14 protein-coding genes are annotated in these 12,926 nt (G+C 73.2%); 2 read left to right on the top strand and 12 right to left on the bottom strand.

Translation table 11 applies throughout. The features are described 5' to 3' along the window. Window positions 1-26 precede the first annotated feature (26 nt). Together flgL and MT994_RS06345 are read left to right on the top strand one after the other, a co-directional pair. Window positions 27-899: a flagellar hook-associated protein FlgL gene (gene flgL / locus MT994_RS06340; protein WP_021483277.1), complete on the top strand. Its 873-nt coding sequence runs from the start codon at window positions 27-29 to the stop codon at window positions 897-899. Then, entirely contained in the window at window positions 899-1,264 is a 366-nt protein-coding gene (locus tag MT994_RS06345) for a flagellar assembly protein FliW (protein ID WP_021483278.1), read from the top strand. The genes flgL and MT994_RS06345 overlap by 1 nt, the downstream gene beginning before the upstream one ends. Before the next feature lie 214 nt (window positions 1,265-1,478). Here the strand turns inward: MT994_RS06345 and MT994_RS06350 are convergent, their stop codons facing one another. From MT994_RS06350 to MT994_RS06405, 12 genes are all read right to left on the bottom strand, one after another. Beyond that, a complete protein-coding gene (locus tag MT994_RS06350) occupies window positions 1,479-1,967 on the bottom strand; it encodes a hypothetical protein (protein WP_354805576.1) in 489 nt (162 codons plus the stop codon). A gap of 31 nt (window positions 1,968-1,998) precedes the next feature. Further along, on the bottom strand, window positions 1,999-2,361 hold the full coding sequence (locus MT994_RS06355) for a response regulator (RefSeq protein WP_021482435.1): 363 nt from the start codon (window positions 2,359-2,361) through the stop codon (window positions 1,999-2,001). Further along, window positions 2,358-2,828: a chemotaxis protein CheX gene (locus MT994_RS06360; RefSeq protein WP_021482436.1), complete on the bottom strand. Its 471-nt coding sequence runs from the start codon at window positions 2,826-2,828 to the stop codon at window positions 2,358-2,360. Before MT994_RS06360 ends, MT994_RS06355 begins: the two co-directional genes overlap by 4 nt. Next, window positions 2,825-3,208 carry a response regulator gene (locus MT994_RS06365; protein ID WP_021482437.1) on the bottom strand — a complete coding sequence of 128 codons (384 nt, stop codon included), beginning with the start codon at window positions 3,206-3,208 and terminating at the stop codon, window positions 2,825-2,827. The genes MT994_RS06360 and MT994_RS06365 overlap by 4 nt, the downstream gene beginning before the upstream one ends. Continuing rightward, on the bottom strand, window positions 3,205-4,017 hold the full coding sequence (locus MT994_RS06370; protein ID WP_043658116.1) for a protein-glutamate O-methyltransferase CheR: 813 nt from the start codon (window positions 4,015-4,017) through the stop codon (window positions 3,205-3,207). Before MT994_RS06370 ends, MT994_RS06365 begins: the two co-directional genes overlap by 4 nt. Continuing rightward, window positions 4,014-5,066: a chemotaxis response regulator protein-glutamate methylesterase gene (locus tag MT994_RS06375; RefSeq protein WP_163188833.1), complete on the bottom strand. Its 1,053-nt coding sequence runs from the start codon at window positions 5,064-5,066 to the stop codon at window positions 4,014-4,016. Before MT994_RS06375 ends, MT994_RS06370 begins: the two co-directional genes overlap by 4 nt. A gap of 64 nt (window positions 5,067-5,130) precedes the next feature. Beyond that, a complete protein-coding gene (locus MT994_RS06380) occupies window positions 5,131-6,738 on the bottom strand; it encodes a methyl-accepting chemotaxis protein (protein ID WP_354805579.1) in 1,608 nt (535 codons plus the stop codon). Between the two features lie 48 nt (window positions 6,739-6,786). Continuing rightward, window positions 6,787-8,403: a methyl-accepting chemotaxis protein gene (locus MT994_RS06385; protein ID WP_354805580.1), complete on the bottom strand. Its 1,617-nt coding sequence runs from the start codon at window positions 8,401-8,403 to the stop codon at window positions 6,787-6,789. Window positions 8,404-8,458: 55 nt separating this feature from the next. Then, window positions 8,459-8,869, bottom strand: a complete 411-nt coding sequence (locus MT994_RS06390; protein ID WP_021482517.1) for a chemotaxis protein CheW — start codon at window positions 8,867-8,869, stop codon at window positions 8,459-8,461. Further along, window positions 8,866-11,205, bottom strand: a complete 2,340-nt coding sequence (locus tag MT994_RS06395; protein WP_354805843.1) for a chemotaxis protein CheW — start codon at window positions 11,203-11,205, stop codon at window positions 8,866-8,868. The genes MT994_RS06390 and MT994_RS06395 overlap by 4 nt, the downstream gene beginning before the upstream one ends. 181 nt (window positions 11,206-11,386) lie before the next feature. Beyond that, window positions 11,387-11,602 carry a hypothetical protein gene (locus tag MT994_RS06400; protein WP_043653789.1) on the bottom strand — a complete coding sequence of 72 codons (216 nt, stop codon included), beginning with the start codon at window positions 11,600-11,602 and terminating at the stop codon, window positions 11,387-11,389. Window positions 11,603-11,654: 52 nt separating this feature from the next. After that, window positions 11,655-12,911, bottom strand: coding sequence for a hypothetical protein (locus MT994_RS06405; protein WP_354805582.1), 1,257 nt, complete (start codon window positions 12,909-12,911; stop codon window positions 11,655-11,657). Between the last annotated feature and the right edge of the window lie 15 nt (window positions 12,912-12,926).

Genomic DNA, 12,926 nt, shown 5'->3' on the forward strand with positions numbered 1-12,926 from the left:
ACGACCAGGTCCGCAAGGGGAGAACCGTGCGCATCACCAACCAGATGCAGGCCTCGTACGTCACGAGGAGCCTGCAGTCCAACCTCGCGAGGATCGCCGAGCTCCAGGAGCAGGGCACCTCGGGGCGCAAGCTCACGCGCGCCTCGAGCGACCCGTCGTCCGCGGCGGACGCCCTCGCGATCCGCGGCCGCCTCGCGGCCGAGCAGCAGTACGACCGCAACATCGCGAACGGCGAGGGCTGGCTCGCGACGCTCGACTCGACGCTCGGCACCGTGACCGACATCGTCCAGCGGGTGCGCGACCTCGTCCTCCAGGGCGCGTCGGACACGACGTCGACGGAGGGCCGGGAGGCCGTCGCCGCGGAGCTCGTGGAGCTGCGCGACGAGCTGCTGCGCCAGTCGAACTCCACGTACCTCGGGCGCACCGTCTTCGCCGGGACCTCGGACGAGGGGGTCGCGTTCCGCGACGACTACTCGTTCACGGGCGGCGGGGCGTCCGTCGAGCGCCGCATCGGCGTCGACTCGACGGTGCGCGTCGACATCGACGGCGCCGCCGTCTTCGGCACCGGGTCCGGCTCGGTGTTCGCGCTGCTGGACACCGTGGCGGCCGACCTGCGGGCCGGCAACGGGAGCGGCGGCCATCTCGCCGCCGTCGACGCGCGGCTCGACGCGGTCCTCACCCAGCACACGACCGTCGGCGCGCGCCAGAACCAGCTCGAGCGCGCCGCCGACACCAACCTCGGCAACCGCACCTCGCTCGAGACGCGCCGCGGCGCCATCGAGGACGTCGACCTCGCCGAGCTCGCGATCGACCTCCAGCTCAAGCAGGTCGCCTACCAGGCGACCCTGAGCATCGGCGCCACCCTTCTGCAGCCCTCCCTCCTGGACTACCTCCGCTGATGACCACGCTCACCTTCGTCACCCCGCCTCCCGGCCTCGCGGCCCGCCGGTTCGAGCTGCTCACCGAGCAGGGCGACGGCGTCTACACGCTGTCCGCGCTCGACACCCCGGGCGTCGAGATGCTCGTCCTCGACCCCGGCCGCTGGGTGCCCGGCTACTCCCCCGCCATCCCGTCGTCCGACCTCGCGCGCATCGGGGCCGAGGACACCGACCCGCTCGTGCTCGTCGTCGCGAGCGTGCGCGCCGGCGGCGTGCACGCGAACCTCATGGCGCCGGTGCTCGTGCACCCCGACACGGGTGCCGCGGTCCAGTCCGTCCTCGACGGCCAGGGGCTCGACCTGCGACGGACCCTCGTCACCGCCTGACGTCGCGGACGACCGCGTCCCCACCCCGACCACAGCCACCCCGGCGCCGCTCACGGCACCGGGGTGGCTGTCCGTCGTCGTGCCGTGCGGTGCGGTGCCGGGACGCGCACCGGGACGGGCACCGGGGACGAGCACCGGGCCGGGGACGACGAGAGGCCGGGCCCGGGGCGTGCGCCCCCGGCCCGCCTCCGCACAGGTCTCGGTCCCGTCACCGTCAGGCGAGGACCACCGTCAGCGCCCCGCCGCCGTAGCCGGCGATCTCGATCTCCGCGTCCAGCCGGCGACCGGTGCTGCGCAGGAACGACACGGGCGCACCGGGCAGCGGCCCGCGCGTCGAGTCGAACACCTCCGCGAGCTTGAGGTGCGGCGCGTCCTCCGCGTTGAAGAGCGCGGCGGTGACGTTGAGGACCTCGGACAGGTTCTCGAGCAGGACGTCGCTCAGCGTGCCCTCGGCCGCCGCGTCCTGGGCGGGGCCGGGCGGCACGAGGCCGATCGAGGCGCCGAGGTGGGCGCCGAGCGGGACGTCGACGGCGACGATCGCCTCGACCTGCGCCCGGTGGCTGACGTAGGTCGCGGCGATGACGCCCGGCCGCGTCTCGGGCGTCAGGAGCGCGCTCGCGCGCACGGCCGTGCACCCGCGGCCGACCAGTCCCGCGTACAGGTCGCGGATCTCCTTGAGCTCGGGCAGGGGGGTCGTGGTCACAGGGGGCTCCTCCGGGGGGACGTGCGTCGGGTCAACGGACGTGGGGACGCAGGACGTCCTCGAACGTGTCCGCGTCGAACGGCTTGGCGATGAGGAACAGGGCGCCCTCGGCGTCCGCGAGCTCGCGCATCTGCGGCGAGCCCTCGGACGTGACGAAGCCGAAGGGCACGGTCGACCCCGCGGCGCGCAGCGCGCGCAGGACGTCGATGCCGTTCATCTCCGGCATGTTCCAGTCGGACAGCACGAGGTCCGGCTGCTCCGCCTGGGTGAGGGCTAGCGCCTCGGCGCCGTCCCCGGCCTGCAGGATCTCCCAGTCCTTGAACCCGGCCTGGCGCAGGGTCCGGACGACGATCTGCCGCATCACGCGGCTGTCGTCCGCGACGACGACTCTCACAGCTGTTCTCCGTCCTTCGAGGTCCACAACGAGATGACGAGGGGTTCGCCGCGCCACAGCAGCGCCTGCGCGTGGTCGGCCGCCCGCGCGACCGCCGGGCCCGTGGTGTCGACCACGGGCAGGGTGAGCGACGAGCCGCCGTCGAGCATGCCCTTGAGGTTCCCGCCGACGACGTTGGCGACCTCGCCGAGCGCGTCGCGCACGTCGTCGAGGCCCACGGTCTCGTCGTCGTCGAGCTGGAGGAGCGCGCGCGCGATGCGGTCCGCGGTCGGGCGGGCGGTCACGACGAGCGTGCGCCACGAGGTCGGGCCGACGATGTCGACCCACGCGTGCACGGGGTCGGGGATCGGCGCCCCGAGGGCGTCGACGGGCTCGAGCAGGCCCGGCTCGCCGTCGACCATGGCGGCGAAGAGGTCCTGGGCGATGGGCAGGACGCTCTGGGTGAGCGTGTCCCGGGTGTCGATCATGCGAGCTCCTTGGTCGGCAGGAGCCCGAGCATGTCGAGCTTGCCCATGAGTGCGTCCGGCGTGAACGGCTTGATGAGGTACTCGTGGGCACCGGCGGCGAGCGCGCGCACGATGCGCGACTGCTCGGACTCCGTGGTGATCATCATGAGCGTGAGGTCGCGCCACTCGCGGCGCGCGCGGACGGCCTGCACGAACTGCAGCCCGTCCATCACCGGCATGTTCCAGTCGACGCACGCGAGGTCGAAGCGCTCGCCCGCCTCGAGCAGGTCGAGCGCCTGGCGTCCGTCACCCGCCTCGGCGGTCTCGAAGCCGAGATCCCTCAGCGTCGTGGCGACGATGCGGCGCATCACGCGGGCGTCGTCGATGATCAGCGCTCTCATGCGCTGCCTCCTCGGAGTCGGTAGATGGAGCCCTGCGTGACGTCGACCCGTTCCCACGCGGGATCGACGCCGACGGTGGTCTCGGCGGCCCCCAGCAGGAGGAAGCCGCCCGGCCGCACCCGGCTGCGGAGCCGGGCGAGGATCGACTGCTTGGTCGGCATGTCGAAGTAGATGAGCACGTTGCGCAGGAAGACGATGTCGAACATCCGCGGCCCGGGCGGTGCCGTGAGCAAGTTGTGCTGCTGAAACGTGAGGTTCTCCCGCAGCGCCGGGTCGACCTCCCACTCGGCGCCCACGCGCCGGAAGTTGCGCACGAGCATGGGCGCGGGCAGGCCGCGGTTGATCTCGAGCTGGCTGTAGCGGCCCGTCCGGGCCCGCTCGACGACCTGCGCGTTGATGTCCGTCGCGAGGATCCGGTAGCTCCGCACCCGCTCCTCGCGCAGGACCATCGCGATGCTGTACGGCTCCTGGCCGGTCGAGCACGCCGCGGACCAGATGCTGAGGTCCGCGCCCGCGAGCTCCGGCAGGATCGCCCGGCGCAGGGCGGTGAACGGCGAGGTGTCGCGGAACCAGGACGTCTCGTTGGTCGTCATGGCCTCGACGACGCGCACGGTCTCCGTCGGGGAGCCGCCCCGCAGGTAGCGGCGGACGTAGCTGTCGACGGCGTCGGGACCCTGCAGGCCCTTCTCGCGCGCGAGCGGCCCGAGCCGGGCCTCGACGAGGTACTCCTTGCCCGGCGCGAGCTGGATCGCGCTGTGCTTGCGGACCAGGTCGCTCACGTAGGCGAACGACTGGGTCGAGACGGTCATGCGTGCGCTCCTTCGGCCGCACCGACGATGGCGCGGGCGACCTGGTCGAGGGGAAGGACCGCGTGGGCGTGCCCCGCGGTCGTGACGGCGCCCGGCATGCCCCAGACGACCGAGCTCTGCTCGTCCTGGGCGAGCACGTGGCCGCCGGCGCGGGCGATCTCCCCCGCACCGTCGCGGCCGTCGGAGCCCATCCCCGTGAGGACGACGGCGAGCAGGTCGCCGCCGAGCGTGCGGACCGCGGAGCGGAACAGGACGTCGACGGCGGGGCGCGTGAAGTTGACGGGCGGCCCGTCCGTGACGAGGGTCGTCAGGCCCGTGCCCTGGCGGCCGAGCTCGAGGTGCCGGCCGCCGGGCGCCAGGTAGGCGTGACCGGGACGGAGCACCTCGCCGCCGGCGGCCTCGACCACCGTCGTTGGACCCGCGCGGTCCAGGCGCTCGGCGAGCTGCCGCGTGAACACCGGCGGCATGTGCTGGACCACGAGCATCGGGACGGGCAGCGGCGTGGTCAGGGACGACAGCACGGTCCGCAGCGCCTCCGGCCCGCCCGTGGAGGAGCCGACGACGACCGCGCGCACCGGTCGGGCCGGGGCGGGACGCCGGACCGCGGTCGTCGTCCCGCCGGACCGCGCCGTCGGGGCGGCGGGGGCGCGCGGCACGAGCGCCTTGATCTTGGGCGTGAGCTCCAGGCCGACGCGCTCGAGCGCGGTCTGGACCGACCCGCTCCCGCTCGGCTTGGTGACGTAGTCCGTGGCGCCGGCCGTGAGGGCGTCGAGCGTCGCGGCCGCCCCGCGCTCGGTGAGCGTCGAGAACATCACGACGGGCATGCGCCGGCCGGCCGCGCGGAGCGCCCGGACCGTCTCGATGCCGTCCATGACGGGCATCTCGATGTCGAGCGTGACGACGTCGGGATCGAGCTGCTCGACCTTCGCGAGGGCGAGGCGGCCGTCGGCCGCCGTGCCGACGACGGTGATCTCGGGGTCCCGGTCGAGCGTCTGCGCGACGAGGCGACGGATCACGACGGAGTCGTCCACGACGAGCACGCGGATCATCGTCGACCTCCTCGGGCGCGGCGCGCGCCGGCTGAGCGGGGTGCGAGCGTCATGGCCGGCGGTCTCAGAGCCGGAACCGGGAGACCTGGGCGTCGAGCAGCTCGGAGACGTGGGCGAGCTCGCCGACGGCGACGTTGAGCTGCTCCATCGACCGCGCGCTCTCCTGCGCGCCGGCGGCGATGCCGGTGATGTTGCCCGCGATCTCGCTCGACCCCGTCGCCGCCTCCTGCACCCCCCGCGACATCTCGTTCGTCGTCGCCGTCTGCTCCTCCACCGCCGACGCGATCGTCAGCTGGTAGTCGTTGATCCGCCCGATGATGTCCGCGATCTCCCCGATCGCCTCCACCGCACCCACCGTGTCCCCCTGGATCGCCTCCACCCGACGCGCGATGTCCTCCGTCGCCTTCGCCGTCTCCTGCGCCAGCTCCTTCACCTCGCTGGCCACCACCGCGAACCCCTTGCCCGCCTCACCCGCACGAGCCGCCTCGATCGTCGCGTTCAACGCCAACAAGTTCGTCTGCTCCGCGATCGACGTGATCACCTTGATCACGTCACCGATCTCCTGCGACGACGTCCCCAGCTTCTGCACCGTCTCGTTCGTCGCCGCAGCACGCTCCGTGGCCTTGTTCGCCACCTTCGCCGCCTCGTTCGAGTTCTGCGCGATCTCCCGGATCGAAGCCCCCATCTCCTCCGCACCCGCAGCCACCGTCTGCACGTTCTGCGACACCTGCTCCGCCGCCGACGCCACCACACCCGACTGCGCCGCCGTCTCGTCCGACGACGCCGAGAACTGCGCACCCGCCGCAGACAGCTGCTCCGTCGCCGCAGCCACCGCCTCCGACGTCCCCGCCACCTCCGCGATGATCCCCCGCAAGTTCTCCTGCGCACTCGTCAACGCCGCAGCCATCTGCCCCAGCTCGTCACGACCCACCACCTGCGCCCGCACCGTGAGGTCGCCGTCGCCCAGCGCGGTCAGGCTCCGCGATACCGCACCGATCCGGACGGCGATGCCGCGCGCCACGACGTAGGACAGCGCGGTCGCCGCGAGGGCGCCGAGCACCGCGACGAGGATCGTGGCGAGCAGCGCCCGTGCCGCGAGCGTGTCCGTCTCCTCGGCGAGCTCCGCCGCCTGCTCGCCCTGGGACACCGTCTCGACCTGCATCGCGTCCAGGACCCCCGTCGTCAGGGGACGGACGGTGTCGTCGAAGTACGCGGCGAAGCCCGCGGTGTCACCCGCGTCCGCCAGCGGGAACAGCTCGCCCTCGGCCGCCGCGTAGTACGCGTCCAGGGCGGCGACGAGCGCGTCGACGTCGGTCTGGCTCACCGCGTTCGGACGGTACGCCTCGATCTGGGCCTCCAGGTCGACCTTGCGCTCCACCAGCTCGTCGAGGAGGCTCGCCCGGGTCTCCGCGTCCGCGATCCCGTACTGGACCACGCGGGCGCGGTCACCCTGGAAGGCGCGCTGGATCTCCGTGAGCTGCTGCAGCGGCGTGACGTTGCCGCGGTACATCTCGTCGGCGTCCGAGCGCAGCTGGCGCATCGAGACGAGCGCGACGGCCGTGATGACGGCCGTCACCACCACCATCACGAGGACCGACGTGAGGATCTTGACGAGGACAGGGCGGTCCCCCCACAGGCGTCGGGGCGCGTCCTGCTGCTGGTTCGTGGTCATCGTGGTCGTCTCTCTGCGTGGGTGCGTGGGTGTCAGGGGGTCAGCAGGTCAGTAGGTGAACCGGGAGGCGCGGCCGCGCAGCTCGGCGGCCATGCGCGCGAGCTCGGCGATCGACCCGTTCATCTGCTCGACGGCCTGGGCCGTCGACGAGGCGCCGGCGGCGATGCCGGTGATGTTGCCCGCGATCTCGCTCGACCCCGTCGCCGCCTCCTGCACCCCCCGCGACATCTCGTTCGTCGTCGCCGTCTGCTCCTCCACCGCCGACGCGATCGTCAGCTGGTAGTCGTTGATCCGCCCGATGATGTCCGCGATCTCCCCGATCGCCTCCACCGCACCCACCGTGTCCCCCTGGATCGCCTCCACCCGACGCGCGATGTCCTCCGTCGCCTTCGCCGTCTCCTGCGCCAGCTCCTTCACCTCGCTGGCCACCACCGCGAACCCCTTGCCCGCCTCACCCGCACGAGCCGCCTCGATCGTCGCGTTCAACGCCAACAAGTTCGTCTGCTCCGCGATCGACGTGATCACCTTGATCACGTCACCGATCTCCTGCGACGACGTCCCCAGCTTCTGCACCGTCTCGTTCGTCGCCGCAGCACGCTCCGTGGCCTTGTTCGCCACCTTCGCCGCCTCGTTCGAGTTCTGCGCGATCTCCCGGATCGAAGCCCCCATCTCCTCCGCACCCGCAGCCACCGTCTGCACGTTCTGCGACACCTGCTCCGCCGCCGACGCCACCACACCCGACTGCGCCGCCGTCTCGTCCGACGACGCCGAGAACTGCGCACCCGCCGCAGACAGCTGCTCCGTCGCCGCAGCCACCGCCTCCGACGTCCCCGCCACCTCCGCGATGATCCCCCGCAAGTTCTCCTGCGCACTCGTCAACGCCGCAGCCATCTGCCCCAGCTCGTCACGGGCCTCCACCTGCGCCCGCACGGTGAGGTCGCCCGAGGCGAGCGCGCCGAGCGCGTGCTGGACCGTGCCGGCGGAGCGCCGGATGCCGTTCGCGACGCGCACGCCCACGACGACCGCGAGCAGGAGCCCGACGGCGGCGACGACGATCATGAGGAGGAAGGCCCGCGTGGCCTTCGCCGCGGCGTCGTCCGCGACGGTGTCGAGGTAGGCGTACACCGCGTCGCCGGACGCCGCCAGCGAGGTCCGGTAGGACTCGATGATCTCGTCGTTGGCCGCCTGGATCTCGGGCGTCACCGCCTTGGCCTCCACGGCCGGCATGAGCGTCGCGTCGCGGAAGGCGAGCCACTCGGCCCAGCTCGCCTTGAACGCGTTCCAGTTCGGCTCGTCCACCCCGTCGGCGGCCAGCACCGCGTCGATCACGCCGATCTGCTCCTCGACGAGGGCGTCCGTCGCGGCCATCTGCTCCACGGTCTGCTCGCGGGCCTCGCCCTGGACGATGTCGTACTGGTAGGTGAGCCGCCACGCCTCCTGGGAGGCGTGGTCCACCTCCGCGTTGCTGCGCAGGAGCGAGCTCGCGACGCTCGCGACCGACGCCGTGTCGTCGGACGTCGACCGCAGGCTCTGCAGGGCGAACCCCACGACGAGGACGAGCACGACGGCGAGCACGCCGAGCGCGGTGAGGATCTTCGTGCGGACGGAGAAGTCGGCGAAGCGACGCCGGCGCGCGGCGGGCCGCGGGGTCTCGAGCGTGGACATGAGGAGCTCCTGGGGACGTGGGGACGAGAAGAGGAAGGGGGCGAGCCGGTCGGGCTCAGGACGCCGCGGCGTCGACGTCGAGCGCGAGCAGCAGCCGGTCGGAGAGCTTGTACGCGCCGCGGATCACGGCGCGCAGCTCCTCGGGGAGCGTCTGGGGCGGCGTCTCGAACTGGTCGGCGTCGACCTCGAGCACGTCGCCGATCGTGTCGACGAGCAGGCTCACGGTCTCGTCGCCGACGAAGACGACGACCATCATCTGGTCGCCCTCGTGGGCCACCATGCCGAGGCGTCGCCGCAGGTCGACCGACAGCACGACCTGCCCGCGGAGGTTGACGAGGCCCCCGACGTCGTCGGGCGCGAGCGGCACGCGTGTCCGGGCGCGGCCCGGCAGGACCTCCTGGACGCGGTCGACGGGGATCCCGCAGAGCCGGTCGGCCAGCGTGAACGTCACGAGCTGCGTGGTCATCGGGCACCTGCCAGCGACAGGTCGTTCTCGGCCGTCGCGTCGTCGAAGGGGTCGAGGTCGTCGTAGAAGCCGGGGTCCGCCGCCTGGACGGCGCTGCGGACGTCGAGCAGCTCCGTCACGCGGTCCTTGAGGACGGTCGACCCGGTGAGCCCGTGGCCGTCGATGTCGCTGCGCCGGCGCGCGTCGTCCTCGACGATGTCGAAGATCTCCGTGACCGCCATCGCGATGCTGCGCCCCGCGCGGGTGTACACGACGATGTCGAGCTCGTCCGCGGGCGGGCCGCCCGCCGCGCCCAGGAGCTGGTCGAGCCGGACGAGCGGCAGCAGCGCGCCGCGGTACTGGAGCACCTCGCGCGAGCCGACCTGCTCGATCGTGGCGGCGCGGATCCGTTCGAGCCGCGTCACCGCGGAGAGCGGGATCGCCACGCGGCGGTCGCCCGCCCCGACGACGAGCATCTGCTCGACGGTCGTGGCGCTCTCCGTCGTGTCCTGCGCGTACGCGCGGGCCATGTCCGCGGCGTCGGACGTGAGCACCTTGCGGGCGATCGCCTGGAGGTCGAGGATGAGCGCCACCCCGCCGTCGCCGAGCACCGTCGCCCCGGAGTACATGCCGATCTGCTTGAGGCGGTTCGCGAGCGCCTTGACGACGATCTCCTCCATGTTGAGGACGCGGTCGACGATCACGCCGAAGCGCTGGTCGTCGGCCTCGACGACCGCGATCACGCGACCCTCGGACTCCGGGTCGAGCCCGAGCACCTCGGAGAGCGACAGCAGCGGGAGCAGCGTGCCCCGCAGCCGGAAGACGGGGGCGGTGCCGACGTGCTCGATCTCGCCGTGCTGGTCGCCGAGGGCGACGAGCTCGAGGAGGCTGACCTGCGGGATCGCGTAGACCGCGCCGCAGCACATCACCGTGAGGGCGGGCATGATCGCGAGCGTCAGCGGGATCCGCATGCGCCACGTCGTCCCGGTCCCGACCGTCGACTCGACGTCGACCGAGCCGCCGATGGCCTCGATGTTCGTGCGGACGACGTCCATCCCGACGCCGCGTCCGGACACGTTCGTGACCTTCGCCGCCGTCGAGAAGCCGGGCAGGAACAGCAGGTCGAGCAGCTCGGACGGGGCCATCGCGGCGACGTCGCCCGCCGTCCGCAGCCCCTTGGCCACGGCGGTGCGGCCGACCTTCTCGGGGTCGATGCCCGCGCCGTCGTCCGTGATCTCCACGACGACCTGGCCGTTCGAGTGGTACGCGCGCAGCGTCACGAGCCCCTGGGGCCGCTTGCCGGCGCGGCGCCGGTCCTCGGGCGCCTCGATCCCGTGGTCGACGGCGTTGCGCACCAGGTGCGTCAGCGGGTCCTTGACCGCCTCGAGCAGGGAGCGGTCGAGCTCGGTGTCACCGCCCGTCATCTCGATCCGGACGTCACGACCCAGCATCTTCGCGAGGTCGCGCACGACACGCGGCATCTTGGACCACACGTGCTCGATCGGCTGCATGCGCGTCTTCATGACGCCCTCCTGCAGCTCGGACGCGATGAGGCTGAGGCGCTGCGCGGACCGCTTGGTCTCCTGGTCCTCGCCCGCGCCGGCGATCCGGTCGATCTGGTTGCGCACCAGTACGAGCTCACCGACCTGCCGCATGAGCGTGTCGAGGAGGTCGACGTCCACCCGGATCGAGCCGTCCGCGGCGTTGCGGGTGTGCGGCTCGGGCTCGGGTGCCGGCTCGGGCGCGGGCGCCGGTCCGACGGCGGGTGCGGGCGCCGGCTCGGCAGCGAGCACCGGGGCGGTCCGGGCCGTGGGAGCCGGCTCGGGTGCGGGAGCCGGCTCGGGTGCGGGAGCCGCCGCGGGCGTGGGCTCCGGCTCCGGCCCGGGGTCGGTCTCGAGGTCGGTCTCAGGCGCGGTGCCGGCCGCGGCGTCGGGCGAGGTGCCGTTCGCGACAGCGGGCGCGACGTCCGGCTCCGGCGCCGCCGTGCCGTCCTGGACCGCGACGATGCGCGCGACCATCGGGTCGACGTCCAGGTCGTCCCCGGCACCGGACTCGACCTTGGCGAGGATGGCGCGCAGCGTGTCGACGAGCGCGAGCAGCACGTCCGCCGTCGGCTGGTCCATCGCCCGCTCGCCGTCGCGCAGCTCCGACAGGAGCGACTCGCCCACGTGGGACACGCGCTCGAGGTTGCCGAACCCGAGGAAGCCGCTCGTGCCCTTGATGGTGTGCACGGTGCGGAAGATGCTGCTCAGCAGCGCGCGCGACGACGGGTCGCTCTCGAGCGCCACGAGGTCCTGGTCGAGCTGGTCGAGGTTCTCGTAGGACTCGACCAGGAACTCGTGGACGATCTCGTCCATCTCGTCCACGTCCGTACCTCCCCGCCATGTCTGGCGTGTGTCTGTCTCGTCGCCGGTGTCCGGCGTGCGGCCCGGGTACCCCCGCGGGTGCCCGGGTGGCCGACCCGTTCGGCACGGGCGGTCACGGCGTACTCTCGGTACGCGCTGCCGCCTCGTGGGGTGCGGGTCGTCCGGGGTCGTGTCAGGCGGTGGCCTTCTGCGCGGCGCGGTTCACCAGTCCCGCGGCCTCCGGGCGCGTCATGCCCTGCAGGACGAGCTCCTCGACCAGCGAGGCGATGAGCTCGTGGACGTCGCGCGGGTTGAGCGGCGAGCCGGACCGGCGCCGGGCGAGCTCCTTGTTCAGCGGGGCGCAGCGTTCGGCGATGGTCGTGCGCGGGCGTGCCGGGACGGCGGCCATGGGGTCTCCTCTCGGTGCCTCGCGGGCGAGGCGCGTCGGTGGTCGTGAGGTCCTATGCGACGAGCGAGCGCTTCTGGCCACCCGTGCGGGCCGCGGCCACCAGGTCCGCCAGCGCGCGGCGCACGGCGAGCGGCGTCGCGCCCAGCGGGGCGCCGGGCAGCGCCGCGGCCGTCGTCAGGGTGGCGAGGTAGCGCGCCGCGTCGCGCGTCGTCTCGCCGGTCCCGCGGTCGGGGTCCCACGCGGAGCGCGCCTCGTGCTCGTGCTCGAGGAAGACGGCGGTGAGCTCGGCGACCCAGGCCGCGTCCACGCCGCAGCCCGCGACGGCCTGCTTGACGGCGACTCGGGTGCGGGAGACGGCGGGCCGGCCGGGGCGCGCGCGGTCGGCGAGCGCGTCGCGGACGAGCAGGTCCGCGATCCGCGCGCCGTACTCGTGGTCGGCGAGGGTCGAGAGCCGGTCGCGGTCGAACGCGGCCCAGAGCCGGCCGAGCAGGACCGCGCGGCGCTCGTCGGTCGGGGCGAGGAGCCCGACGACGGAGCGCAGCGCGAGGTCCTCGTCCTCCTCGACCCACCCGAGCATCCGGGCGCGCACGTCCGGGTCGAGCGGGCGGTCGAGCTCGGGCAGGTCGAACGCCTCGCGGATCGCGCCCGCGTCGATCTGCGTGCGGAGCACGCCGCGCTGCCGCGCTGCCGCGCTCACGTGCGTCTCGTAGAGCTGCTCGAGCTGCGCGGAGCGCCCCGCGTCGACGACGTCCGTCGCGGGGTCGGGGACGACCGGGAGCTCGTGCAGGAGGCCCGCGAGCCGGCCCTCGTCGTCGACCGTGCCCTCCAGCAGGTCGGTCGACACGATCTGCCCCACCCGGCGCGCGCTGCGCACGCTGCGCAGGAGGGTGCGGTGCATGAGCGTGTAGTCGCCGAGCGCCTGGCGGATGGAGCCGGCCGCGCTCGCGCCGTCGGCGAACACCTCGAGGTCGAAGAACTTGGTGCCGTTGCGTCCCGTCGAGTCGCCGGTCGCGCCGTCGGCGCTCGGGAGGTCGAGGAGCTTGCGGGTGTAGAAGTCGACGGCCGCCTCGACCATGTCGTCGTGCAGGAACCGCGCGACGTCGTGCCGGTGGCAGTACCGCAGCGTCTCGGACGGGATGATCCCGGTCCGGAAGACGGCCTCGAAGACCGCCATGCGGGCCTCGCGCTCGGGGAGCGCACCGGCGCGCACGCGCAGCGCGAGGTCGGTGGTGAGGCGGTCGAGCTCGTCGCTCGCGCGGTCGTGGGTGCGGGGGGCGGGGACGTCGGTGGCGACGGTCGAGGTGTGCATGGCGAGGGTGTGTGC

The sequence above is a fragment of the Cellulosimicrobium sp. MI9406 genome (assembly GCF_040595865.1).
Classification (GTDB): Bacteria; Actinomycetota; Actinomycetes; order Actinomycetales; family Cellulomonadaceae; genus Cellulosimicrobium; species Cellulosimicrobium funkei.